Origin of the sequence: Streptomyces sp. AN091965 (assembly GCF_022698285.1) — a bacterium.
Taxonomy (GTDB): Bacteria; Actinomycetota; Actinomycetes; order Streptomycetales; family Streptomycetaceae; genus Streptomyces.
The window spans coordinates 2,876,496-2,901,570 of the sequence record NZ_JALDMY010000001.1; the positions used below are offsets into that span (position 1 = coordinate 2,876,496).

At 73.8% G+C, this 25,075-nt stretch carries 21 protein-coding genes and 1 pseudogene; 8 read left to right on the top strand and 14 right to left on the bottom strand.

Annotated features, from left to right (window positions below; genetic code table 11):
- Positions 1-435: 435 nt before the first annotated feature.
- The 3 genes from MQV74_RS11935 to MQV74_RS11945 form a co-directional block, all read right to left on the bottom strand.
- On the bottom strand, positions 436-1,896 hold the full coding sequence (locus MQV74_RS11935) for a glutamate synthase subunit beta (RefSeq protein WP_242716736.1): 1,461 nt from the start codon (positions 1,894-1,896) through the stop codon (positions 436-438).
- Entirely contained in the window at positions 1,889-6,400 is a 4,512-nt protein-coding gene (gene gltB, locus MQV74_RS11940) for a glutamate synthase large subunit (protein ID WP_242728614.1), read from the bottom strand. Before gltB ends, MQV74_RS11935 begins: the two co-directional genes overlap by 8 nt.
- Positions 6,401-6,776: 376 nt before the next feature.
- On the bottom strand, positions 6,777-7,508 hold the full coding sequence (locus tag MQV74_RS11945) for a VIT1/CCC1 transporter family protein (protein ID WP_242716738.1): 732 nt from the start codon (positions 7,506-7,508) through the stop codon (positions 6,777-6,779).
- A gap of 282 nt (positions 7,509-7,790) precedes the next feature.
- Between MQV74_RS11945 and MQV74_RS11950 the strand changes: the two are divergent.
- The 7 genes and pseudogenes from MQV74_RS11950 to MQV74_RS11980 all read left to right on the top strand — a co-directional run.
- A pseudogene (locus MQV74_RS11950) lies at positions 7,791-8,774 on the top strand (ADP-ribosylglycohydrolase family protein); the annotation flags it as partial.
- 162 nt (positions 8,775-8,936) lie between these two features.
- On the top strand, positions 8,937-10,049 hold the full coding sequence (locus MQV74_RS11955; RefSeq protein WP_242728616.1) for an ADP-ribosylglycohydrolase family protein: 1,113 nt from the start codon (positions 8,937-8,939) through the stop codon (positions 10,047-10,049).
- Between the two features lie 24 nt (positions 10,050-10,073).
- Complete coding sequence (locus MQV74_RS11960; protein WP_242716740.1) at positions 10,074-11,237, top strand: ADP-ribosylglycohydrolase family protein; 1,164 nt, start codon at positions 10,074-10,076, stop codon at positions 11,235-11,237.
- On the top strand, positions 11,237-12,595 hold the full coding sequence (locus MQV74_RS11965; protein ID WP_242716742.1) for an ADP-ribosylglycohydrolase family protein: 1,359 nt from the start codon (positions 11,237-11,239) through the stop codon (positions 12,593-12,595). The genes MQV74_RS11960 and MQV74_RS11965 overlap by 1 nt, the downstream gene beginning before the upstream one ends.
- Positions 12,595-13,515, top strand: coding sequence for a ribokinase (gene rbsK / locus MQV74_RS11970; protein WP_242716744.1), 921 nt, complete (start codon positions 12,595-12,597; stop codon positions 13,513-13,515). Before MQV74_RS11965 ends, rbsK begins: the two co-directional genes overlap by 1 nt.
- On the top strand, positions 13,512-14,702 hold the full coding sequence (locus MQV74_RS11975; RefSeq protein WP_242716746.1) for a CaiB/BaiF CoA transferase family protein: 1,191 nt from the start codon (positions 13,512-13,514) through the stop codon (positions 14,700-14,702). The genes rbsK and MQV74_RS11975 overlap by 4 nt, the downstream gene beginning before the upstream one ends.
- Positions 14,699-15,532, top strand: a complete 834-nt coding sequence (locus MQV74_RS11980) for an HpcH/HpaI aldolase/citrate lyase family protein (RefSeq protein WP_242716748.1) — start codon at positions 14,699-14,701, stop codon at positions 15,530-15,532. The genes MQV74_RS11975 and MQV74_RS11980 overlap by 4 nt, the downstream gene beginning before the upstream one ends.
- An 11-nt stretch (positions 15,533-15,543) precedes the next feature.
- Here the strand turns inward: MQV74_RS11980 and lgt are convergent, their stop codons facing one another.
- From lgt to hisI, 11 genes are all read right to left on the bottom strand, one after another.
- Positions 15,544-16,500, bottom strand: a complete 957-nt coding sequence (gene lgt / locus MQV74_RS11985; protein ID WP_242716756.1) for a prolipoprotein diacylglyceryl transferase — start codon at positions 16,498-16,500, stop codon at positions 15,544-15,546.
- Between the two features lie 114 nt (positions 16,501-16,614).
- On the bottom strand, positions 16,615-17,397 hold the full coding sequence (locus MQV74_RS11990; protein ID WP_242716758.1) for a DsbA family protein: 783 nt from the start codon (positions 17,395-17,397) through the stop codon (positions 16,615-16,617).
- 63 nt (positions 17,398-17,460) lie between these two features.
- Positions 17,461-18,288, bottom strand: coding sequence for a tryptophan synthase subunit alpha (gene trpA, locus MQV74_RS11995; protein WP_242716767.1), 828 nt, complete (start codon positions 18,286-18,288; stop codon positions 17,461-17,463).
- Positions 18,285-19,568 carry a tryptophan synthase subunit beta gene (gene trpB / locus MQV74_RS12000; protein ID WP_242716769.1) on the bottom strand — a complete coding sequence of 428 codons (1,284 nt, stop codon included), beginning with the start codon at positions 19,566-19,568 and terminating at the stop codon, positions 18,285-18,287. Before trpB ends, trpA begins: the two co-directional genes overlap by 4 nt.
- Positions 19,569-19,774: 206 nt before the next feature.
- A complete protein-coding gene (gene trpM / locus MQV74_RS41145; protein ID WP_138959189.1) occupies positions 19,775-19,957 on the bottom strand; it encodes a tryptophan biosynthesis modulator TrpM in 183 nt (60 codons plus the stop codon).
- An 8-nt stretch (positions 19,958-19,965) separates the two neighbouring features.
- Positions 19,966-20,775, bottom strand: a complete 810-nt coding sequence (gene trpC / locus MQV74_RS12005; RefSeq protein ID WP_138959190.1) for an indole-3-glycerol phosphate synthase TrpC — start codon at positions 20,773-20,775, stop codon at positions 19,966-19,968.
- Between the two features lie 135 nt (positions 20,776-20,910).
- A complete protein-coding gene (locus tag MQV74_RS12010) occupies positions 20,911-21,348 on the bottom strand; it encodes a DUF2752 domain-containing protein (RefSeq protein ID WP_242716771.1) in 438 nt (145 codons plus the stop codon).
- Positions 21,349-21,458: 110 nt separating this feature from the next.
- Complete coding sequence (locus tag MQV74_RS12015; RefSeq protein WP_242716773.1) at positions 21,459-21,683, bottom strand: HGxxPAAW family protein; 225 nt, start codon at positions 21,681-21,683, stop codon at positions 21,459-21,461.
- A gap of 109 nt (positions 21,684-21,792) precedes the next feature.
- Positions 21,793-22,446: a TIGR02234 family membrane protein gene (locus tag MQV74_RS12020; RefSeq protein ID WP_242716775.1), complete on the bottom strand. Its 654-nt coding sequence runs from the start codon at positions 22,444-22,446 to the stop codon at positions 21,793-21,795.
- A gap of 7 nt (positions 22,447-22,453) precedes the next feature.
- Complete coding sequence (locus tag MQV74_RS12025) at positions 22,454-23,971, bottom strand: anthranilate synthase component I (protein WP_242716777.1); 1,518 nt, start codon at positions 23,969-23,971, stop codon at positions 22,454-22,456.
- A 9-nt stretch (positions 23,972-23,980) separates the two neighbouring features.
- Complete coding sequence (hisI, locus tag MQV74_RS12030) at positions 23,981-24,346, bottom strand: phosphoribosyl-AMP cyclohydrolase (RefSeq protein ID WP_242716785.1); 366 nt, start codon at positions 24,344-24,346, stop codon at positions 23,981-23,983.
- Between the two features lie 83 nt (positions 24,347-24,429).
- On the opposite strand from hisI, the gene MQV74_RS12035 reads away from it, so the two are divergent.
- A complete protein-coding gene (locus tag MQV74_RS12035; protein WP_138959196.1) occupies positions 24,430-25,065 on the top strand; it encodes a TIGR03085 family metal-binding protein in 636 nt (211 codons plus the stop codon).
- Positions 25,066-25,075 lie beyond the last annotated feature (10 nt).

Genomic DNA, 25,075 nt, shown 5'->3' on the forward strand with positions numbered 1-25,075 from the left:
CCGCCGGGGGCGGACCTCGGCCCGTGCCAGGTGACCGCCGGACGGGTGGCACGCCGAACGGGCGAAGCAGGAGTCCGACGCAGGCCGCCCCACCCAGGAAATGGCCCCCTCCAGGGCGAGACTGCGGAGTGGCCGAAACCGATCGGTCCGCCGCCCCCTCGGTGGGGGCGGGTGGGTGGGCCCGCGGCAGCCGCGCGGAGCGCGGCGCCCTGGCCACCACCCCGGCTGACCGCCGAGCCCGCACAGGGCAGGAGGCCCCGTCGCGGGCGTGGAGGCCCGTCCAGAGGGAGACCCGGCCCCGGAGAAGGGGGCGGGAAAGGGCGCGCGGCGCCTGCCATAGGTCCGGTCGGGGACATGGCAGGCACCGCGCCAGTTCCGTACGCCGTTGTACGGGACACTCAAGGGCCGGACCGCCGGGGAGACGGTCCGAAGGGGTCAGACCGTCAGGGAACGGTCCGTGGGACGGATCGGGGCCGGAAGGTCACTCGCACCGGTGAGGAAGCGGTCCACTCCCCGCGCGGCCGAGCGCCCCTCGGCGATCGCCCAGACGATCAGGGACTGGCCACGGCCCGCGTCACCGGCGACGAAGACGCCGGGCACGCTGGTGTGGAAGTCACCGTCACGGGCAATATTGCCACGCTCGTCCAGGTCGATGCCGAACTGGTCCACCAGACCGTTCTCCCGGTCCGTACCGGTGAAGCCCATCGCGAGGGTGACGAGCTGCGCCGGAATGCGCCGCTCCGTGCCCGGCTTCTGCGTGAGCTTGCCGTCCACGAAGGCGACCTCGACCAGGTGCAGCCACTGCACGTTGCCGTCCTCGTCGCCCTCGAAGTGGGTCGTGGAGACGGAGTAGACGCGCTCGCCGCCCTCCTCGTGGGCGGAGGTGACCTTGTAGAGCATGGGGAAGGTCGGCCAGGGCTGGCCGGGCGCCCGGTCCTCGCCGGGGCGGGGCATGATCTCCAGCTGGGTGACGGACGCCGCGCCCTGGCGGTGCGCGGTGCCCACGCAGTCCGCGCCGGTGTCGCCGCCGCCGATGACGACGACGTGCTTGCCCTCGGCGGAGACGGGCGTGGTGACGTAGTCGCCCTCCTGGACCTTGTTGGCGAGCGGCAGGTACTCCATGGCCTGGTAGACGCCCTTGAGCTCGCGTCCTGGCACCGGCAGGTCGCGGGCCGTCGTGGCGCCCGCCGCGATGACCACGGCGTCGTACCGCTTGCGCAGCTTCGCCGCGTCGATGTCGCGGCCGACCTCCACGCCGGTGCGGAACTTCGTGCCCTCCGCGCGCATCTGCTCGATGCGCCGGTTGATGTGCCGCTTCTCCATCTTGAACTCGGGGATGCCGTAGCGCAGGAGGCCGCCGATGCGGTCCGCGCGCTCGTAGACGGCGACGGTGTGGCCCGCCCGGGTGAGCTGCTGGGCGGCGGCGAGACCGGCGGGGCCCGAGCCGATGACGGCGACCGTCTTGCCGCTCAGCCGCTCCGGCGCCTGCGGCGCCACGTCGCCGGTCTCCCACGCCTTGTCGATGATCGAGACTTCGACGTTCTTGATGGTGACGGCGGGCTGGTTGATGCCGAGGACGCACGCCGACTCGCAGGGGGCCGGGCAGAGCCGCCCGGTGAACTCCGGGAAGTTGTTCGTGGCGTGCAGCCGCTCGGAGGCGGCGGACCAGTCCTCGCGGTAGGCGTAGTCGTTCCACTCGGGGATCAGGTTCCCCAGCGGGCAGCCGTTGTGGCAGAAGGGGATGCCGCAGTCCATGCAGCGCGAGGCCTGCTGGGAGATGATCGGGAGCAGCGAGCCCGGGACGTAGACCTCGTTCCAGTCCTGGACGCGCTCGCCCACGGGGCGGGTCCGCGCGACCTCACGGCCGTGGTTCAGAAAGCCCTTGGGGTCAGCCATGGGTCGCCGCCTCCATCATCTTCTCGGTGATCTCGGACTCGGAGAGTCCGGCTCGCTCGGCGGCGTCCTTGGCGGCGAGCACTGCCTTGTACGTGCTGGGGATGATCCTGCTGAAGCGGGTCACGGCCACGTCCCACTGGGCGAGCAGCTTCTCGGCGACCGTGGAGCCGGTCTCCTCCTGATGGCGGCGCACGACGTCGTGCAGCCACTGCTTGTCGGTGTCGTCCAGGGGCTCGACGGCCGCCAGGTTCCCGGCGTTGACGTTGTCGCGGTCGAGGTCGATCACGTACGCGATGCCGCCCGACATGCCGGCCGCGAAGTTGCGGCCGGTCTCGCCGAGGACCACGGCGTGGCCGCCGGTCATGTACTCGCAGCCGTGGTCGCCCACGCCCTCGGAGACCACCGTGGCGCCGGAGTTGCGCACGCAGAAGCGTTCGCCGGTGCGGCCGCGCAGGAACAGCTCGCCGCCGGTCGCTCCGTAGGCGATGGTGTTGCCCGCGATGGTGGAGTACTCGGCGAGGTGGTCGGCGCCCCGGTCCGGGCGGACGATCACGCGGCCGCCGGAGAGGCCCTTGCCCACGTAGTCGTTGGCGTCGCCCTCCAGGCGCAGCGTGACGCCGCGCGGCAGGAAGGCGCCGAAGGACTGGCCCGCCGAGCCGGTGAAGGTGATGTCGATGGTGTCGTCGGGCAGGCCCGCGCCGCCGAACTTCTTCGTCACCTCGTGGCCGAGCATGGTGCCGACGGTGCGGTTGATGTTGCGGATGGCGACCTGTGCGCGGACCGGCTGGGCGTCCTCCTGGGAGTGCGCGGAGAGCGCGTCGGCGGCGAGCCGGATCAGCTCGTTGTCGAGCGCCTTCTCCAGGCCGTGGTCCTGCGCGACGAGCTGGTGGCGCACCGCGCCCTCGGCCAGGTCCGGGACGTGGAACAGCGGCGCCAGGTCGAGGCCCTGGGCCTTCCAGTGGTCGACGGCCCGGGTGGTGTCGAGGAGCTCGGCGTGGCCGACGGCCTCCTCGATGGAGCGGAAGCCGAGCTCGGCGAGGAGCTCGCGGACCTCCTCGGCGATGAACTCGAAGAAGTTCACGACGTACTCGGCCTTGCCGCTGAAGCGGTCGCGCAGCGCGGGGTTCTGCGTGGCGATGCCGACCGGGCAGGTGTCCAGGTGGCAGACGCGCATCATGACGCAGCCGGACACCACGAGGGGTGCAGTGGCGAAGCCGAACTCCTCGGCGCCGAGCAGCGCGGCGATGACGACGTCGCGGCCGGTCTTCAGCTGGCCGTCGGTCTGCACGACGATGCGGTCGCGCAGGCCGTTGAGCAGCAGCGTCTGCTGGGTCTCGGCGAGGCCGAGCTCCCAGGGGCCGCCCGCGTGCTTCAGGGAGGTCAGCGGGGACGCGCCGGTGCCGCCGTCGTGGCCGGAGATGAGGACGACGTCCGCGTGCGCCTTGGAGACACCGGCGGCGACGGTGCCGACGCCGACCTCGGAGACCAGCTTGACGTGGATGCGCGCCTGCGGGTTGGCGTTCTTGAGGTCGTGGATCAGCTGGGCGAGATCCTCGATGGAGTAGATGTCGTGGTGCGGCGGCGGGGAGATGAGGCCCACGCCCGGCGTGGAGTGCCGGGTCTTGGCCACCCACGGGTAGACCTTGTGGCCGGGCAGCTGGCCGCCCTCGCCGGGCTTGGCGCCCTGGGCCATCTTGATCTGGATGTCGTCGGCGTTGACCAGGTACTCGGAGGTGACGCCGAAGCGGCCGGAGGCGACCTGCTTGATGCTGGAGCGGCGCGCCGGGTCGTAGAGGCGCTCCGGGTCCTCGCCGCCCTCGCCGGTGTTGGACTTGGCGCCGAGCTGGTTCATGGCGATGGCGAGCGTCTCGTGCGCCTCGCGGGAGATGGAGCCGTACGACATGGCGCCGGTGGAGAACCGCTTGACGATCTCGGCGGCGGGCTCGACCTCGTCGACGGGCACCGGCTGCCGGTCGCTCTTGAGGGCGAACAGGCCGCGCAGCGTCATCAGGCGCTCGGACTGCTCGTTCACGCGGTCCGTGTACTGCTTGAAGACGTCGTAGCGGCGGTTGCGCGTGGAGTGCTGGAGGCGGAAGACCGTCTCGGGGTCGAACAGGTGCGGCTCGCCCTCGCGGCGCCACTGGTACTCGCCGCCGATGTCCAGGGCCCGGTGGGCGGGCGCGATGCCGGAGGCCGGGTAGGCCTTGGCGTGCCGGGCGGCGACCTCCTGGGCGACGACGTCGATGCCGACGCCGCCGATCTTTGAGGTGGTGCCGTTGAAGTACTTCTCGACGAAGGGCTCCTCCAGGCCGACGGCCTCGAAGACCTGGGCGCCGCGGTACGAGGCGACGGTGGAGATGCCCATCTTGGACATGACCTTCAGGACGCCCTTGCCGAGGGCGTGGATGAGGTTGCGGATGGCCTGCTCGGCCTCGATGCCGGGCAGGAAGGTGCCCGCGCGCACCAGGTCCTCGACGGACTCCATCGCCAGGTAGGGGTTGACGGCCGCGGCGCCGAAGCCGATGAGCAGCGCGACGTGGTGGACCTCGCGCACGTCGCCCGCCTCGACGAGCAGGCCCACCTGGGTGCGCTGCCGGGTGCGGATGAGGTGGTGGTGGACGGCCGCGGTGAGCAGGAGGGAGGGGATCGGCGCGTGCTCGGCGTCGGAGTGCCGGTCGGAGAGCACGATCAGGCGGGCCCCGGCCTCGATGGCGGCGTCGGCCTCGGCGCAGATCTCCTCGATGCGGGCGGCGAGGGCGTCGCCGCCGCCGTGCACCCGGTACAGGCCGGACAGGGTCGCGGCCTTCATGCCGGGCATGTCGCCGTCGGCGTTGATGTGGATGAGCTTGGCCAGCTCGTCGTTGTCGATGACCGGGAAGGGCAGCGTGACGGAGCGGCAGGAGGCGGCCGTCGGCTCCAGGAAGTTGCCCTGCGGGCCGAGCGAGGAGTGCAGGGAGGTGACGAGCTCCTCGCGGATGGCGTCCAGGGGCGGGTTGGTGACCTGGGCGAACAGCTGCGTGAAGTAGTCGAAGATCAGCCGGGGCCGCTCGGAGAGGGCCGCGATCGGCGTGTCCGTGCCCATCGAGCCGATCGGCTCGGCGCCGGCCTTGGCCATCGGGGCGAGCAGCACGCGCAGCTCTTCCTCGGTGTAGCCGAAGGTCTGCTGGCGGCGGGTGACGGAGGCGTGCGTGTGCACGATGTGCTCGCGCTCGGGCAGGTCGCCGAGCTCGATGGTGCCTGCTTCCAGCCACTCCTGGTACGGCTGCTCGGCGGCGAGCCGGGCCTTGATCTCGTCGTCCTCGACGATGCGGTGCTCGGCGGTGTCCACGAGGAACATCCGGCCGGGCTGGAGGCGGCCCTTGCGGACGACCTTGGCGGGGTCGATGTCGAGGACGCCGACCTCGGAGCCGAGGACGACGAGGCCGTCGTCGGTGACCCAGTAGCGCCCGGGGCGCAGGCCGTTGCGGTCGAGGACCGCGCCGACCTGGGTGCCGTCGGTGAAGGTGACGCAGGCGGGGCCGTCCCAGGGCTCCATCATCGTGGAGTGGTACTGGTAGAAGGCGCGCAGGGCGGGGTCCATGGAGGTGTGGTTCTCCCACGCCTCCGGGATCATCATGAGCACGCTGTGCGGCAGGGAGCGGCCGCCGAGGTGGAGCAGTTCGAGGACCTCGTCGAAGGACGCGGAGTCGGAGGCGTCCGGCGTACACACCGGGAAGGTCCGCTCCAGCTGCTCCTGGGTGCCGAACAGCTCGCTGACCAGCTGCGACTCCCGGGCCCGCATCCAGTTGCGGTTGCCCCGCACGGTGTTGATCTCGCCGTTGTGGGCGACGAAGCGGTAGGGGTGCGCGAGCGGCCAGCTCGGGAAGGTGTTCGTGGAGAAGCGCGAGTGGACGAGGGCGACCGCGGTGGCGAAGCGGCGGTCGGACAGGTCCGGGAAGAAGGGCTCCAGCTGGCCGGTGGTCAGCATGCCCTTGTAGACGATCGTGCGCGCGGAGAGCGACGGGAAGTAGGTGGCGGCCTCGCGCTCGGCCCGCTTGCGCAGGACGAAGGCCTTGCGGTCCAGGTCGAGCCCGGTCCTGTCACCGGCGGTGACGAACAGCTGGCGGAAGACCGGCATGGTGGCGCGGGCGGTGGCGCCGAGCAGCGTCGGGGCGACCGGCACCTCGCGCCAGCCGAGGACGGTCAGGCCCTCCTCGGCGGCCAGCGTCTCGATGTGTGAGACGGCTTCGTCCGTGCCGTGCGGGGGCAGGAAGGCGATGCCCACGGCGTACGCGCCCGCGGCGGGCAGCTCGAACCCCGCGGCCTCGCGCAGGAACGCGTCCGGGACCTGGAGCAGGATGCCCGCGCCGTCCCCGGAGTCCGGTTCGGAGCCGGTGGCGCCGCGGTGCTCCAGGTTGCGGAGTACGGTCAGCGCCTGCTCGACGAGCTCGTGGCTCGCCTCACCGGTGAGGGTGGCCACGAAGCCGACACCACAGGCGTCGTGTTCGTTCCGGGGGTCGTACATGCCCTGCGGGGCGGGGCGACCGTCCATGGGCGACCAGGCGTCGGAACGCATCGGCACTCCCGTCGTCGTGGTGGGGCACCTCCCAGGCTCTGGGGGCGCGGGCGGCGAGGGACGACGTTGGCCCTGGCGAAATTTCGTGCAGGTTACATGATGGGCCGCTTCTCGAAAAGCGGATACTTCATTCCAGTATCTGGACAGCGCTCTGGGGATGGAGAGCGGCGAAGGGGGGCCGGAACAGGCAGATCGGTGACCGTCGGCCCGGAGCGACCACGGGCCTCATTGCCCGCAGCGCTTACGGCTCATGCCCGGCGACCAGCGGATCGAAACAGCCCGGAAACGGATACTTGTACGGGATTCCGCATACCCCTGCGATCGGTCATCCTACGGCCGTGCCGAACAGGCTGCCCAGGGCGTACGTCACACCCGCCGCCGCCCCGCCGAGCACGAGCTGGCGCAGCCCGCTGAACCACCACGAGCGGGCGGTCACCTTGGCGACGACGGCGCCGCACGCGAACAGGCCGACGAGCGCGAGCAGCACCGCGGGCCACAGCGCGTCGGCGCCCAGCAGATACGGCAGCACGGGCAGGAGCGCGCCGAGGGCGAACGAGCCGAAGGACGAGACCGCCGCCACGACCGGCGAGGGCAGGTCGCCCGGGTCGATGCCGAGCTCCTCGCGGGCGTGGATCTCCAGGGCCTGCTCGGGGTCCTTCGACAGCTGCCGCGCCACCTCGCGGGCGAGCGCGGGCTCGACGCCGCGGGACTCGTAGAGCGCGGCCAGCTCCTGCTCCTCGTCCTTGGGGTGCTTGCGCAACTCGCGGCGCTCCACGTCCAGTTCGGCCTGCACCAGCTCGCGCTGCGAGGCGACGGACGTGTACTCGCCCGCGGCCATGGAGAACGCCCCGGCCGCGAGCCCGGAGAGCCCGGTGATCACGACGGTCTGCTGCGACACGGCCCCGCCCGCGACGCCCGTCATCAGGGCGAGGTTGGACACCAGGCCGTCCATGGCCCCGAAGACGGCCGGGCGCAGCCAGCCACCGTTGACGTCACGGTGGGTGTGGTTGTCACGGTGCGCCTCGTGCAGTGTCGCTTCGTTCTCGATGATCGCCATGGTGCGGCCCCCTCAGGAATGGCTCTGTACGTCTCGGCATCGCTCTGACATCTCGTCGGCGATCTCGAAAGTACGCGCGAAAAATCGCTCTCGCCAGCAAGGAAGGCCGTACTTACCTGCGAAAACACACCCCTGTGAGCCCTCGCGGGTGGCCCCCGCAAAGCCGTCGCGGACATGCCGAAGGAGTGATGCTGAGCGCCCGCATGCTCACATGAGTGGCCCGGCGTGGCAGAGATGCTCCCAGCACGATTCACCGGCACTCGGCGCGATGGGAGGCAGGACATGGCGTCCATCGCCTGTGTTCCCCCGGTCCCGGCGCCCGACGGCGCGGGCGGCCTGCGCGAGCGGGCCCGCGGAGCGATGCTCGGTCTCGCGGTCGGCGACGCCCTCGGCGCGCCCGCCGAGAACCTGAAACCGTCCGAGATCCGCCGCCGTTGGGGCCGCATCACCGGGTACGTCGCCGAGCACCCGGCGGGCACCGACGACACCGAGTACGCGATCTTCTCCGGTCTGCTGCTCGCCCGGCACGGCTCCGCCCTCACCGTCGCGCACGTCGAACACGCCTGGCACCGGTGGATCGCCGACCTGGACGAAGGCCCCTTCCGGGGTGCCGGGTTCAGCGAACGCGGCACCCTGGAGAACCTGCGCAGGGGCCTGGCCGCCCCCATCTCCGCCCAGCACCGGCACGCCTGGAGCGACGGCCTCGCGATGCGGGCCGCGCCCTTCGGCGTCTTCGCCGCGGGGCGCCCCGCCGAGGCGGCCCGCCTGGTCGCCGTCGACGGCACCGTCAGCCACGACGGCGAGGGCATCCACGGCGGCCGGGCCGTCGCGGCGGGCGTCGCGGCGGCGATGGCCGGGGCCCCGGTGGAGACGGTGGTCGCCGCGGCCCTGTCCGTCATCCCGTACGACTCCTGGACCTCGCGCTCCCTGCGCCGCGCCGTCGCCGTGGCCCACCGGGGCGAACGCGCGGTCCGCTCGGCGGTCGTCATCGGCGGCTACCCCTGGACGGACCTGGCCCCCGAAGCGGTGGGCCTCGCCTTCGGCGCGTACGCGGCCGCCCGGGGCGACTTCGCGACGGCGGTCCTCACCGCGGTCAACATGGGCCGCGACGCGGACACCACGGCGGCGGTGGCGGGCGCCCTCGCCGGAGCCACGGGCGGCGCCGCCTCGATCCCCCCGGAGTGGTCGGCGGCGATCGGCCCGGTAAGGGGCACCTGCCTCCCCTCCATGAAGGGCCACCACGTACTGGAGGTAGCGGAACTCCTGGCAAGAACCCCTGCCGCTGTGGGCAATCGTCCCGCAGGGCACGTGGGGTCTCCCCTGCTCGAGCGAAGCCGAGAGCTTGGGGAAGGGTGGGCACAGCCCCAGGTGCCGAGCAACTGTGCAACCAGGCCCCGGGGCCCGGGGCGCAGCCCCGCCCACAGGGCCCTGGACAGGGCCCAGGTCGAGGGCCTCCTGCTGGGCCTGGCCGCAGGCGACGCCGCCGGTTGGCCATCGGCCCGGCACAGGGCGTCGCGCATGCCCGACTGGACCCGCCGCCTCACCCGGGAACTGGACACCTTCGCCGAGCACAACGCCACTACCACCCTCCCCGTCCCCATCGCCCTGAACCAGCCCCCCGAGCCCCTGCGCCTCGGCCCCTCGGACGACGCCGAATGGGCCGCGCTCACCGCCGAATCCGTCCTGCACGCGGCCGACGGCACCCTCGACCCCGCCCTCACCAGGGACCGCCGCACCCGCGCCACCCTCGCCCTGTCCTGGAACACCCTCGCCAGCGAGGTGGCCGCCGCCGCGGCCCGCGCCCCCGAGGTGGAGTCCGCCGTCCTCCCCCTGCGCGCCCGCATCTCCGTGCGCGCGGGCCTCGGCAACCTGGCCGCGGGCCTCACCCCGCCCGCCACCGGCCACGACAACCCGCACTTCTTCGACGACGCGGCCTGCGTACGCGCCTGCGTCCTCGCCCTCGTACACCCCGGCGACCCCGAACGGGCCGCCGGGCTCGCCGAGTTCGACGCCCGCTACACCCAGGACGGCGACGGCGTGCACGGCGCCCGCGCGATGGCCGCGGCGGTCGCGGCCGCCCTCGGCGGCGCCGGGCCCGACGCCGCGGTGGACGCCGCCCTCGCCCAGCTCCCCGAGCACACCGAGATCGGGCGCAACGCCCGGCACGCCGTGCAGCTCGCCCGCACCTGCGCGCCCGCCGCCGACGCCACGTTCGCCCTGGTCCCGCTCCTGGAGCACGAGATCGTCGACCACGTCTACAGCTACGGCATCGCCGCCGCCGAGACCGTCCCGGTCGCCCTGGCCCTGGCCACCGCGGCCCGCGGCCGGGTCCGCGAGGCGGTGCCCGCCGCCGCCTGCCTGTCCCGCGTCGCGGACTCGGCGCCCGCGCTCGCCGGTGCCCTGACCGGCGTCCTGGGCACGGCCGCCGCGATCCCCGACAGCTGGCGCGCGTCCTGCCGCACCCTGTCGGGCTGTGCCCTGCCCCGCCTCGCGGGTACCGACCTGGTGGAGCTGGCCGGACATCTGACCCGTACGAACTGACCACCCCAGGAAGGCGATCCAGACATGCCACCACCGAACAGGACGCCGCTCGCGGACCGTGTCACCGGCGCCCTCGTGGGCGCGGCCGTCGGCGACGCGCTCGGCGGCCCCGTGGAGGGCTACTCCCCCGAGCAGATCGCGGACCGGCACGGCGGCCCGGTCCACGGCGTCGTCGGCCCCTGGCACGGCGACGCCTGGCGCACCGCCCGCCCCCTCGCCCCGTACCACAAGGGCGACGGCCACGTCACCGACGACACCTTGATGACGCACGCGCTCATCCGCGTGTACACGGCCGTACGCGACCACGTGGACGCGTACGCGATCGCCGAGCACCTGGTCCCCGACCTGATGTCGAACCCGCGCTGGATCCCGGAGCTCGAAGCCGAGGCCCTGCCCCTGCACCGCCTCTTCCTCGCCGAGAAGTGGCTCGTCGCCCGGCTGCACTACGGCCACGTGGACCCGCGCGAGGCGGGCACCGGCAACATCGTCAACTGCGGCGCGGCGATGTACATGGCGCCGGTCGGCCTGGTCAACGCCGCCCACCCCGAGGCCGCGTACGCCGAGGCCCTGGACGTGGCGGGCGCGCACCAGTCGTCGTACGGGCGGGAGGCCGCGGGCGTCTTCGCGGCAGCCGTGGCGGCGGCCTGCACCCCCGGCGCCACGCCCACCACGGTGATCGACACCTGTCTGGCCCTGGCGAAGGACGGCACGCGGGCGGCGATCGAGGCGGTGGCGGAGACGGCGGCCCGCCATCGCGCGTACGAGACGGCACTGCGCCCGCTGCGCGCGGCAATCGCCCCCTTCGACACCGTCGGCCCCGACTACCGCGCCCCGTCCCTGGGCGCCCGCCGCCCCTCGCGGCTGCACGCCGTCGAGGAACTCCCCGTCGCGCTCGGCATGCTGCTGATCGGCGACGGCGACTACCGCGCCACCGTGCTCGGCTCGGTGAACTACGGCCGCGACTGCGACTCGATCGCCACGATGAGCGGCGCGCTCGCGGGCGCCCTGCGCGGCGAGGCCGCCGTCCCGCCCGACTGGTCGAAGCGGGTGGCCGAGGCGAGCCGTCTGGACCTGCACGCCCCGGCCCGCGCCCTGACGGCGGTCGCCGAGGAGGTCTTCGCCAAGGACCGGGCCCGCCGCCGCGCCCACGAGCACGCGTTCGCGTCCCTGACGGGCGGCGCCCCCTGATGCGCCTCACCTGGCTCCAGGCCGAGGACCTCATCGCCCACGAACTCCGCCAGGCGGAAGAGGAGGGCCGCGACGTCACCGCGGCCCGGGCCCGCTGGCTGGCCGCGGGCGGCGACCCGACCCCACCCCGCTCGGGCACGTCCCCCCACCCGGCCCCGCCCCGCCTGCGGGCCCTGGCGGAAGACCTCTTGGCGGAATTGGACGGCGCGCAAGCGGACATCCAGCCCGTCCGGCGATTGAGGACGAGCGCGCAGCGCGATGAACCCGGGGCGCCCCCGCGAGGGCACCGCGGCCGCGTCCACGCCGCCTGGCTCGGCAGAGCCGCGGGCTGCCTCCTGGGCAAACCCGTGGAGAAGCTCCCCCGGCACGCCATCCGCGCCCTCGCCGAGGCCGCGGGCAACTGGCCCCTGACCACCTGGTTCACCGCCCGGGGCGTCCCGCCCGAGCTCATCGCGCGCCACCCCTGGAACAGGCGCTCCGCCCGCACCTCCCTGGCCGAGAACATCGACGGCATGCCGGAGGACGACGACCTCAACTACCCGCTCCTCAACCTGCTGCTCCTGCGCCGCCACGGCCCCGCCTTCACCCCGTCGGACGTGGCCGCGCTCTGGCTCGACGAGCTCCCCGCCGCCCGCACCTTCACCGCCGAGCGCGTCGCGTACCGCAACCTCCTCAACGGCGTCGCACCGCCCCGCACGGCCCGGCACCGCAACCCGTTCCGCGAGTGGATCGGCGCCCTGATCCGCGCCGACGTACACGGCTGGACCCACCCCGGTGACCCCGTGGCGGCCGCCGAACAGGCCCGGCGGGACGCGTGTCTGACCCACACCGGCAACGGCGTGTACGGCGCGATGTTCGCGGCGGCCACGATCGCCCAGGCCGCGTCCGGGAGCGGCGACGTCCACCACTGCCTGGCGGCGGGCCTTGCGGTGGTCCCACCGGAGTCCCGCCTCGCCCGCGCGGTCGGGCACGGCATCGAACTGGCCCGTACGACACGCCGCTTCGACGACGTCGCCGACGCCCTGCACGCCGCGTACGGCCACTACCACTGGGTCCACGTCGTGCCGAACGCGGCCCTGCTCGCCGCCGCCCTCACCCACGCCGACGGCGACTTCACCGGCTCCATCACGCGCGTGGTCTCCGGCGGCTGGGACACGGACTCGGGCGGCGCGACGGCCGGTTCGGTCGCGGGCCTGCTCGCCGGGCACCCGGACGCGCTCCCGGCCCGCTGGACCGCCCCGCTGAAGAACCGCCTCGCCACGTCCGTCGGCGCCTTCGACGGCATCGGCTTCGACGAACTGGCCGACCTGACCACCGAACTGACGCACCATCATCCCGTAGAGGAGACGTCTCCCTGATGGCCCCCCACATCGTCGTCCTGGGCAGCACCAACATGGACCTCGTCGCGTACGTGCCCGAGGCCCCGCGGCGCGGCGAGACCGTCACCGGCCGCGAGTTCCGCACCTTCCCCGGCGGCAAGGGCGCCAACCAGGCCGTCGCCGCGGCCCGGGCGGGTGCCACCGTCTCGATGGTCGGCGCGGTCGGCACCGACGCCTTCGGCACCCAGCTGCGCACCGCGCTCGACCACTCGGGCGTGGACACCGACCTGCTGCGCACCGTGGAGGGCACGACAGGCACCGCGCACATCGTCGTCGACGACGACGGCGGCAACGCCATCGTGGTCGTGCCGGGCGCCAACGCCACCCTGACCGCCCTGACCCACGGCGACGAAGCGCTCATCACCTCCGCGGACCTGCTCCTGCTCCAGCTGGAGGTCCCGCTCGACGGGGTCGTCGCCGCCGCCCGCCACGCCCGCGACCACGGTGTGCGCACCGTCCTCACCCCCGCCCCCGCACGGCCCCTGCCGCCCGAACTCCTCGACGCCACCGACCTGTTGATCCCCAACGAGCACGAGGCCGCCGCCCTCACCGGGGCCGCCGACCCGCACGCGGCGGCCCACGCGCTCCTCGACCGGGTCCCGGAGGTCGTCGTCACGCTCGGCGCCGAGGGCAGCCTGTACGCGGCGCGCGGCGCCGAACCGGTCACGGTGCCCGCGCCCCGGGTCACGGCCGTGGACACCACGGGCGCGGGCGACACCTTCGTGGGCGCCCTCGCGGTGGCCCTCGGCGAGGGCAGGCCCATGCCGGCCGCGCTCGCCTGGGCCTCGGCGGCCGCCGCGCTGTCCGTGCGGCGGCCGGGCGCGGCCGCGTCCATGCCGTACCGCGCGGAGATCGACGCGGAGTCCGGCGCCCGGGCCGAAGCGGCGGCGGACCGGTGACGCGGCCCCCGCTGGACGGCCTGCGCGTCGTCGACCTCGCCACGCTCTTCGCTGGGCCGCTGGCCGCCACCTTCCTCGGCGACTTCGGCGCGGACGTCATCAAGGTCGAGCACCCCACGCGCCCCGACCCCTCGCGGGGCCACGGCCCGGCGAAGGACGGCGTCGGCCTGTGGTGGAAGCTGCTCGGCCGCAACAAGCGCACGATGACGCTCGACCTGTCGACGCCCGGCGGCCGGGCGACCCTGCTGCGCCTGGCCGCAGCCGCGGACGTGCTCGTGGAGAACTTCCGTCCGGGCACCCTGGAGAAGTGGGACCTGGGCTGGGAGGAGCTGAGCGCGGCCAACCCGCGCCTGGTCCTGGCCCGCGTCACGGGCTTCGGACAGTTCGGCCCGTACGCGCGCCGCCCCGGCTTCGGCACCCTCGCCGAGGCGATGAGCGGCTTCGCCGCGGTGACCGGCGAGCCCGACGGGCCGCCCACGCTGCCGCCGTTCGGCCTCGCGGACTCCGTCGCGGGGCTCGCCACGGCGTACGCGGTGATGACGGCGCTTGCGGCCCGTGAGCGCACGGGCCGGGGCCAGGTCGTCGACATGGCGATCATCGAGCCGATCCTCACGGTCCTCGGCCCGCAGCCGCTCTGGTACGACCAGCTGGGCCACGTACAGCCGCGCACCGGCAACCGCTCGACGAACAACGCGCCCCGCAACACCTACCGCACGGCCGACGGCGGCTGGGTCGCGGTGTCCACGTCGGCCCAGTCGATCGCGGAGCGGGTGATGCGCCTGGTCGGCCGCCCCGAGCTGACCGCCGAGCCGTGGTTCACCACGGGCGCCGGACGCGCCGCGCACGCGGACGTCCTCGACGAGGCCGTCGGCTCCTGGATCGCCCGGCACACCCGCGCCGAGGTCATCGAGGCCTTCGAGAAGGCGGAGGCGGCGGTGGCCCCGGTCCAGGACGTACGGGACGTGATGACGGACCCGCAGTACGCGGCCCTGGGCACCCTCACCACGGTCCCCGATGCCGAGCTCGGCCCGCTGCGCATGCAGAACGTGCTGTTCCGCCTCTCCGAGACGCCCGGCGCGATCCGCTGGGCGGGCCGCCCGCACGGCGCCGACACCGACGAGATCCTCACCGGGCTCGGCCTGACGGCCGCGGAGATCGCCTCGCTGCGCACGGCGGGCGCCCTGTGAGACCGCACCCGCTGACCTGGCTGTACGTCCCCGGCGACCGGCCCGAGGTGGTGGCCAAGGCGCTGGTGGCGGGCGCGGACGTGGTGATCGTCGACCTGGAGGACGCGGTGGCCCGAGGCCGCAAGGCCTACGCCCGCGCGGCCACCGCCGAGCTGCTCGCCGAGCCGTGCCCCGTGCCGGTCCACGTCCGCGTGAACGCCCTCGGCACTCCCCCGTCCGACGCCGATCTGGCGGCGCTGGCCCCGCTGCCCGGCCTCGCGGGCCTGCGGCTGCCCAAGGTCGCCTCGGCCGCCGACGTGATCCGCACCGCCGAACGGGCCGCTCCCCGGGACGGCGGCGCCCCCGCCCTGTACGCCCTCCTTGAGTCGGCCCTGGGCGTGGAGCGGGCCTTCGCCGTCGCGACCGCCCACCCGGCGCTGCGCGGCCTGTCCATCGGCGAGGCGGACCTCCGCGCCGACCTCGGCGTACGGGACGAGACGGGCCTGGACTGGTGCCGCTCCCGCGTGGTCGTGGCGGCCCGGGCGGCCGGACTGCCGCCGCCCGCCCAGTCGGTCTACCCCGACGTCCGCGATCTGGACGGCCTCACGGCGTCCTGCGCCCGCGGCCGCGCCCTGGGGCTGCTCGGCCGCGCGGCGATCCACCCGCGCCAGCTGCCGGTGATCGAGCGCGCCTATCTGCCGACACCGCAGGAGGTCGAACAGGCGGAGGAGGTCCTCAAGGCGGCGGCCGCGGAGCAGGGGGCGCAGGCGCTCCCCGACGGCCGCTTCGTGGACCGCGCGGTGGTGGAGCAGGCCCACAGGACGCTCGCCCTGTTCCACCGCACGCCGTAGCCGCCTCCGCCTCAGCCCTTGGAGGCGGACTCCGCCTCGCCGCCGGACCCGGCCTTCTCCGCCCCGGGCTTCTCCACCTCGCTCTTGTCCGCACCGGCCTTGGCCAGGGCGTCCACGGGCTCGCCCTTGGCACCACCGGGGGCGCCGGTGGCGGGAAGCGGTTCGACGACCTCCTCGCGCCCGGGCCGCAGCCGGGCCGACAGCACGAGGTACACCACGGCGAGCACGAAGACCAGGAGCGCGGTCCAGTTGTTCAGGCGCAGGCCGAGGAATTCGTGCGCGTCGTCGACGCGCATGTACTCGATCCAGAAGCGGCCCACACAGTACGAGGCGACGTACAGCGCGAAGGCCCGGCCGTGGCCCAGCTTGAAGCGCCGGTCCGCCCAGAGGACGAGCAGTCCGACGCCGACGCACCACAGCGACTCGTACAGGAACGTCGGGTGGTAGGTGCCGGGGACGCGGCCGTCGTCCGAGCTGGTGATCTTCAGCGCCCAGGGGACGTCGGTCGCCCTGCCGTACAGCTCCTGGTTGAACCAGTTGCCCCAGCGGCCGATCGCCTGGGCGAAGGCGATGCCGGGGGCAAGGGCGTCGGCCCAGGCGGGCAGCGGGATGCCGCGCCTGCGACAGCCGATCCAGGCGCCGACCGCACCGAACGCGATCGCGCCCCAGATGCCGAGGCCGCCCTCCCAGATCTTGAAGGCGTCCACCCAGTCACGGCCGTCGCCGAAGTACAGCTGGTAGTCCGTGATCACGTGGTAGAGACGGCCGCCGACCAGGCCGAAGGGCACCGCCCAGACGGCGATGTCGGCCACGGTGCCGGGCTGCCCACCGCGGGCGACCCACCGCTTGTTGCCGAGCCACACGGCGACGAACACGCCGATGATGATGCAGAACGCGTAGCCGCGCAGCGGGATGGGGCCGAGGTCGACCACTCCGCGCGAGGGGCTGGGGATGTAGGCAAATTCCATGGCAGGGTCGACGCTACCCTGCCGGGCGGGGGCGGCGGCAACCAGCCCGACAACGGGTCCGTAACAGGGGCCCGGCGGCGGGTCAAGATCCGGTCGCCGCCGGGCGGGCGCCCGCTAGCCGTTCGCCTTCTCCACGGCGGCCTTGAGCTTGGCGGGGGTCAGCGGGTTCTTCTGGTCCCCGAAGATGTTCTTCCCGTCGAGCAGGACCGTGGGCGTGCCGCGCAGCCCCGCGTCCTCGAAGGCCTTGTCGGACTTGGTCACCCAGCTGTTGTGCGTGCCGTCGGTGACGCACTTCTTGAAGGGGGCGGTGTCGAGTCCCTCGACCTTGCCCGCGAGCTCGATCAGCTTGTCGTTGTCCGCGAAGGCGTCGTCGGTCTCCATGGGCTGGTTCTCGAACAGCACGTCGTGGTACGGCGCGAACTTGCCCGCGTCCTGGGCGCAGGCCGCGGCGTTGGCGGCGCGCAGGGAGCCGGAGCCGCCCATGTTGTCGTCGATGAGGGTCGCGAGGTGGTACTGGACCTTCAGGCTGCCCTTGCCCACGAGGTCGTTGATCGTCGAGCGGTAGCCGTCCTCGAACTGCTTGCAGGCCGGGCAGCGGAAGTCCTCCCAGACGGTGAGGGTGGACTTGGCGGTGTCCTTGCCCGACTGGATGGCCAGCTTGTCCTTGCCCGCCGCGCCCGTGGGGGCGACGAGGGGGCCCGAGGTGTCCTTCTTCTTGTCGTCGTCCCCCGCGTTGGCCGCGAGCAGGCCGCCGACCGCGGCCAGGGCCAGGACGCCGACGACTGCGGCGCTCACCAGCAGCGCGCGGCGCCGCTTGTCGCTTCTCTTCTGCCGCTCGCGCTCCTCGGCCAGGCGCTCCCGGGCCGTGCGCTTACCCTCACGGTTCTTCTCGCTCATACGGGACCAAACGAACCGGGGAGGCGCGAGCGCGCCTCCCCGGTCCAGGTCCACCCGTACGAGCTACCGCCCGTACGACAAGCCCTCGCGCACGCCCCGGGCCAGCTCGCCCGCGAGGTCGCGCACCGCCGCCAGGCCCGCGGACTCGTCCTCGGCGTCGAGCATCCGCTGGACGAAGGCCGAGCCGACGATGACGCCGTCGGCGAAGCCCGCCACCTCGGCGGCCTGCTCGGCGTTCGAGACGCCGAGGCCGACGCAGACCGGCAGGTCGGTGGTGGCGCGGGTGCGCCGGACCAGGTCAGCGGCCTGCGCTCCGACCGAGACGCGGGTGCCGGTGACGCCCATCAGGGAGGCGGCGTACACGAAGCCGGAGCCCGCCGCCGTGATGGTGGCGAGCCGCTCGTCCTTGCTGCTCGGCGCGACGACGAAGACGGTGGCCAGGTCGTGCTTGGCCGCGTGCTCGCGCCACAGCGCCGACTCCTGGACGGGCAGGTCGGGCAGGATGCAGCCCGCGCCGCCGGCCTCGGCGAGCTCGGCGGTGAAGCGCTCCACGCCGTAGCGGTCGATGGGGTTCCAGTACGTCATGACGAGGACCGGCTTGCCCGTCGCCGCGTGGGCCTCGCGCACCGTGCGCAGGACGTCCGCGATTCTGACGCCGCCGCGCAGGGCGATGTCGTCGGCGGTCTGGATGACCGGCCCGTCGAGGACGGGGTCGCTGTGCGGCAGACCCACCTCCACGACGTCCGCCCCGCCGTCGAAGACGGCCTTGATCGCCTCGATGCCGCCGTCCACGGTCGGGAAGCCGGCGGGCAGGTACGCGATGAGCGCGGCCCGGCCCTCGGCCCTGGCGGCGGCGAGGGTGTCGCTCAACAGCTGGACGTTGCCGCTCACTTGGCGTCCTCCTGGATCTCGGCGGTGCCCGCGGCGTCCGCGGCGACCTCGGCGTCGGTCTCGTACAGGCCGAAGTAGCGCGCGGCCGTGTCCATGTCCTTGTCGCCGCGCCCGGAGAGGTTGACGACGATCAGGCCGTCCTTGCCCAGCTCCCGGCCGACCTCCAGGGCGCCCGCGAGCGCGTGGGCGCTCTCGATCGCCGGGATGATCCCCTCGGTGCGGGAGAGCAGGCGCAGGGCCTGCATGGCGGCGTCGTCGGTGACGGCCCGGTACTCGCCGCGGCCGCTGTCCTTGAGGAAGGCGTGCTCGGGGCCGATGCCCGGGTAGTCGAGCCCCGCCGAGATGGAGTAGGGCTCGGTGATCTGGCCCTCCTCGTCCTGCAGGACGTAGGAGCGCGAGCCGTGCAGGATGCCCGGCTCGCCCGCGGTCAGCGTGGCCGCGTGCTCGCCGGTCTCGACGCCGTGGCCCGCGGGCTCGCACCCGATGAGCCGGACGCCGGTGTCCGGGATGAAGGCGTGGAAGAGGCCGATGGCGTTGGAGCCGCCGCCGACACAGGCGATCGCGGCGTCGGGCAGGCGTCCGGCCCGCTCCAGGATCTGCCGCCGGGCCTCGACCCCGATGACGCGGTGGAAGTCCCGCACCATGGCGGGGAAGGGGTGCGGCCCGGCCACGGTCCCGAACAGGTAGTGGGTGTGGTCCACGTTGGCGACCCAGTCGCGGAAGGCCTCGTTGATGGCGTCCTTCAGCGTGCGGCTGCCGGACTTCACCGCGATGACCTCGGCGCCGAGCATCCGCATGCGGGCGACGTTCAGCGCCTGGCGCTGGGTGTCGATCTCGCCCATGTAGATGGTGCAGTCGAGGCCGAAGAGCGCGCAGGCCGTCGCCGTGGCGACGCCGTGCTGGCCCGCCCCGGTCTCGGCGATCACCCGGGTCTTGCCCATCCGCCGGGTGAGCAGGGCCTGCCCGAGTACGTTGTTGATCTTGTGGGAGCCGGTGTGGTTGAGGTCCTCCCGCTTCAGGAAGACGCGAGCGCCACCGGCGTGCTCGGCGAACCTCGGCACCTCGGTGAAGGCGCTGGGGCGGCCCGTGTAGTTCACGAGCAGGTCGTCGAGCTCCCGGGCGAACTCGGGGTCGGCCTTCGCCTTGTCGAACTCGACGGCCACCTCGTCGACTGCCGCGACCAGGGCCTCCGGGATGAACTTGCCGCCGAAGGCGCCGAAGTAGCCTTCGGCGCTCGGGACTTGGCCGTCCGGGTCGGGGATGAAGAACTCGCTGGGCATGTGGGTACCTCGTTGTCGTGCGTGAGCGAACGTGGGTAACCGTCTGCGCGCCGCCGCTCCACGGCGGATCCTCCCACCCGCCCGGGGTCCTGGGGGCGGAGCCCCCGGTCTCGGGAAGGGGTGGGCTTGGGGAAGTCAGGATCCGCCGCGACGGCGAGAAACCCCTGCGGACCGGACCGGCGGTGCCGGACCAGCCGCGGAAAGCGTCAGGGGCGCGCGCCGCGAGGGCGCCATCGCATGCCGTTGACCTGCCCGGGCTCGTCCCCGATGACGTACCGCACGCGCCGCCCGTGCACCCGCCGCGCAGGCGCCCGGCAGCCACGCGGCCGGCACCCGCGGGCGAGGCGGGCGTACGGGTCGCGCGTGGCGGCGAGGCGTTCGGCGGACATGGGGGAGGTCAGCTCCGGCCGTGCCGCAGGGCCGGGTGGGCACCCGCCGCGACCAGGTCGGACACGGCGGCCCTCGGGTCGCGGCCGGTGACGAGGGACTCGCCCACGAGCACCGCGTCGGCGCCCGCGTTCGCGTAGGCGATGAGGTCGTGCGGCCCGCGCACGCCGGACTCGGCGATCTTCACCACGGAGTCGGGCAGCTCGGGCGCGACGCGCTCGAACGTGGCGCGGTCGACCTTGAGGGTCTTCAGGTCCCGCGCGTTCACCCCGATGACGCGGGCGCCCGCGTCGAGGGCCCGCTCGGCCTCGTCCTCGTCGTGGACCTCCACGATCGGGGTGAGGCCGATGGACTCGGCGCGCTCGATCAGCGACTCCAGGGCGGGCTGGTCGAGGGCCGCGACGATCAGCAGGGCGAGGTCGGCGCCGTACGCGCGGGCCTCCCACAGCTGGTACGAGGTGACGATGAAGTCCTTGCGAAGCACCGGGATGTCGACCTTGGCGCGCACGGCCTCCAGGTCGGCGAGCGAGCCGCCGAAGCGGCGCTCCTCGGTGAGCACGGAGATGACGGCGGCGCCGCCCGCCTCGTAGTCGGCGGCGAGGCCCGCCGGGTCGGCGATCGCGGCGAGCGCACCCTTGGACGGGCTGGAGCGCTTGACCTCGCAGATGACCTTGACGCCCTCGCCGCGCAGCGCGGCCGCGCCGTCCTTGGCCGCCGGGGCCTTCGCCGCGCGCTCCTTGAGCTCGTCGAGGCTGACGCGCGCCTGCCGCTGTGCGAGGTCGGCACGGACTCCGTCGATGATCTCGTCGAGCACACTCACGCGAGCGGCCCCCTTCCCTGCTTTCCGATGGTCACTGCGATGGTATCCGCAGCACGGCGTAGTACTCGCATCCGGTTGACGAGGCTCTCACTACCTGGACTCTACGCCGGTTCCGCGGCGGCCTCTCGGGGGCGGCTAGGGGTGCAGCCAGGACCCGAACGGCAGATTGCGCACGAGGGTGAAGAGCGCGAGGACGGCCCCGACGGCCCACAGCTGGGCCCGGCCGAGCTCGATCCGCGGGGGTCTGCCGCGCACCGCCCGGACGGCCCACAGCACCCACAGGACGGCGAAGAGGCCGTAGCCGACGACGGCGACGGCGTTGGCGCCGAGGGCCGTGGTGAGGTCGCCGTGGGCGAAGGCGTACGCGCTGCGCAGACCGCCGCAGCCGGGGCAGTACACGCCCGTGAAGTACAGCAGCGGGCAGGTCGGGTAGTGGCCGGGCTCGTTCGGGTCGACGGTGGCGACGTACGCGAAGGCGGCGGCGACGGAGCCGAGCACGCCGAGCGGCACGGCGAGGCGGCGCAGCGCGGGGCCCGCGCCCGCGGGCGCGGCGGTCTCCTGTTCGGCGGTCACCGGGGCATTGTCCCCCGCGGGCCGCCCGGGCGCCGTCCGGGCACCCGGCCGGTACGCCGACGGGGCGGCCGGACGTGTGTCCGGGCCGCCCCGTCGGCGTACGCGCGCGGTCAGCCCTCGGCGCGGGCCACCTGGTGCTGGTGCGGCTTCTGGCCGAGGCCCGCCAGGCGCATCGCGAAGCCGACGAGGCCGCCGACGAGGATGATCGCCATGCCGGCCCAGAAGCCGACGGGCTTCGCCATCACCATGAAGGCACCCGCGACGCAGAAACCGATGAAGGCGATGATGACACCGGTCCAGGCGGCCGGGGTGTGTCCGTGGCCATGTCCCGCCATGACTTGCTCCTCGTTAGCTGTGGCTGTGCGTGTGTGGAACGCTGGGTCCATTGTCCCGTACGCGGGATCATGCCCTGTGCCGGGGTGTCCCGGCAGGTCGGCACGGCCGCTAGCCGGCCTGTGTCGGGTCCTCGCCCCGGTCGATGGCCTTCCACAGGTCCTCGGGGCGGTCGGGGTCCGGGGCGCGGCGGGCCCGCGGGCGCGGGGCGCCGTCGCGCTCGTAGCGTCCGGACATGGCGGGCCAGGCGCGGCCGCGGGTCAGGGCCAGCAGCCCCGCGGCCAGGATGAGCACGCCGGCGGCCACGGCCGCGTACGGCCAGCCGGTGTGGCTGAGCCCGGCGACCTCGGCCGCGGCGTCGCCGGAGGCGGTCGCGGCCTTCTCGTCGAGGGCCGCGCGGTCGCTCGCGCCGAGCAGCGCCGCGACGGCGATGCCGACACCGCTGAGGGCGAGCAGCGCCGACACGAGCACGCGCCCGGCGCGGCGGACGGCGAAGACCGCGACGAGCGCGGCCAGGCCGACTATCGCGAGCGCGGCGGGCACGCCCGTGACGTCGCTGCCCTTGGCGGTCAGCGGGAAGTCACCGCCCGCGACGGCCGTGGAGCCGTGCGCCCAGGACTGCCGGGAGGCGAGCAGCGCGAGGGCCGCGCCCGCGGCGCCGAGCAGCAGGGCGGCGGCGAGGCTGCGGCGGCCGCCGCGCGCGGCGCGGCTCGTGGCGGCCGGGGGCGCGTCCTCGGTACGGGGCGTAGGTACTGCAGAAGTCACCCGTCCACTATCCCTCACGGCCCGCGGCGGTGTGCAGGCGGTTCGCGGTATGGATGGCGCGGAGCACGGCGGCGGCCTTGTTGCGGCACTCGGTGTCCTCGGCGACGGGGTCGGAGTCGGCGACGACGCCCGCCCCGGCCTGCACGTAGGCGGTGCCGTCGCGCAGCAGCGCGGTGCGGATGGCGATGGCGGTGTCGGAGTCGCCCGCGAAGTCGAGATAGCCGACGCAGCCGCCGTACAGGCCGCGCCGGGCGGGTTCGAGCTCGTCGATGATCTGCATCGCGCGGGGCTTGGGGGCGCCGGAGAGGGTGCCCGCGGGGAAGCAGGCGGTGAGCACGTCGAAGGCGGAGCGGCCCTCGGCGACGCGGCCGGTGACCGTCGAGACGATGTGCATGACGTGCGAGTACTTCTCGATGGACATGAAGTCCACGACCTCGACGGAGCCCGGCTCGCAGACGCGCCCGAGGTCGTTGCGGCCGAGGTCGACGAGCATCAGGTGCTCGGCGCGCTCCTTGGGGTCGGCCAGGAGCTCGTCGGCGAGCTCCTGGTCCTCCTTGGGCGTGGCGCCGCGCGGGCGGGTCCCGGCGATGGGGTGCACCATGGCGCGCCCGTCCTCGACCTTGACCAGGGCCTCGGGGCTCGATCCGACGACGTCGAACCCCTCGAAGCGGAGCAGGTACATGTACGGGGAGGGGTTGGTGGCCCGCAGCACCCGGTAGACGTCCAGGGCGCTGGCCGCGCACGGCGTCTCGAACCGCTGCGAGGGCACGACCTGGAAGGCCTCGCCCGCGCGGATGCGCTCCTTGATGTCCTCGACGGCGGCCTGGTAATCGGGGCCGCCCCAGCGGGCGGTGAACTCCGGCAGCTCGGAGGGCGGAAGGGCGGCCGGGGGCTGCGCGACCGGCCGCGACAGGTCGGCCTCCATGGCGTCGAGCCGGGCCACGGCGTCGGCGTGGGCCTCGTCGACGCCGGTGTCGAGGTCGTTGTGGTTGATCGCGTTGGCGATGAGCAGGACCGAGCCGTCCCAGTGGTCGAGCACGGCGAGGTCGCTGGTCAGCAGCATGGTGAGCTCGGGGAGGCCGAGGTCGTCGACCTCGCCGGGGCCGATCTTCTCCAGGCGGCGCACGATGTCGTAGCCGAGGTAGCCGACCATGCCGCCGGTGAAGGGCGGCAGGCCCTCGGCCCCGGTGAGGTCGCGCGGGGTGTGCAGGGCGGCGACGGTGGCGCGCAGCGCGGCGAGCGGGTCGCCGGACGTGGGCACGCCGACCGGCGGGGTGCCCAGCCAGTGGGCCTCGCCGTCGCGCACGGTCAGGGCGGCGGAGCTGCGCACGCCGACGAAGGAGTAGCGAGACCAGAGGAAGTCGGCGCGGCCGTTCTCCGCGGACTCCAGGAGGAAGGTGCCGGGCCGCTCGGCGGCGAGCTTGCGGTAGAGCCCGACCGGGGTGTCGCCGTCGGCGAGGAGCCGGCGGCTGACGGGGATCACTCGGCGGTCGGCCGCGAGCTTGCGGAAGGTCTCAAGATCCATGGGGCGACCCTACTGGCCGAGCGGGAGCACGTCGGAGTCGAAGCAGGTGCGGGTGCCCGTGTGGCAGGCGGCGCCGACCTGGTCGACCTTGACGAGGACGGTGTCGGCGTCGCAGTCGAGGGCGACGGACTTCACGTGCTGGACGTGCCCGGAGGTGTCCCCCTTGACCCAGTACTCCTGGCGGCTGCGCGACCAGTAGGTGCAGCGGCCGGTGGTCAGGGTGCGGTGCAGCGCCTCGTCGTCCATCCAGCCGAGCATGAGCACCTCACCGGTGTCGTACTGCTGGGCGATGGCGGGGAAGAGCCCGTCGGCGCCGCGCTTGATGCGGGCGGCGATCTCGGGGTCGAGGCTGCTGGGTGCGGGCGTGCTGCTCATGCCCGCCATTGTGCCGCGCCCGGGCGGCGCGCCCCGCGGAGGTCCACTGTGCGGACCGCACGCGCGGTCGTACGCTGGCTCCCATGTCGACCCATGCCAAGCGTGAACGACTCCTCCTCGCGGACCTCCTGGAGGCGGCGGGACCGGACGCACCGACCCTGTGCGAGGGCTGGAGCACCCGTGATCTCGCCGCGCACGTGGTGGTGCGCGAGCGGCGCGCGGACGCCGCGGGCGGAATCGTGATCAAGCAGCTCGCGTCCCGTCTGGAGCGGGTGCAGGCCGAGTTCGCCGCGAAGCCGTACGAGGAGCTGATCCAGCTGATCCGCACGGGTCCGCCGCGGTTCTCGCCCTTCAATCTGAAGCAGGTCGACGAGGCGGCGAACGCCGTCGAGTTCTACGTCCACACCGAGGACGTGCGCCGGGCCGAGCCCGGCTGGACCCCGCGCGAGCTCGACCCCGTCTTCTCCGACGCCCTGTGGGCACGCCTGGAGCGCACGGCCCGCGTCATCGGCCGCAAGGCGCCCGTGGGCCTGGTCCTGCGCCGCCCCGACGGGCAGACGGCGGTGGCCCACCGCGGCACTCCGGTGGTCACGGCCACCGGGGAGCCCGCCGAGCTCCTGATGTTCGTCTTCGGCCGCCAGGAGGTGGCGGACGTGGAGCTCGAGGGCGACAAGGAGGCCGTGGCCAAGCTCCACGAGACCAAGCAGCTGGGGCTCTAGCGCCGCCGGG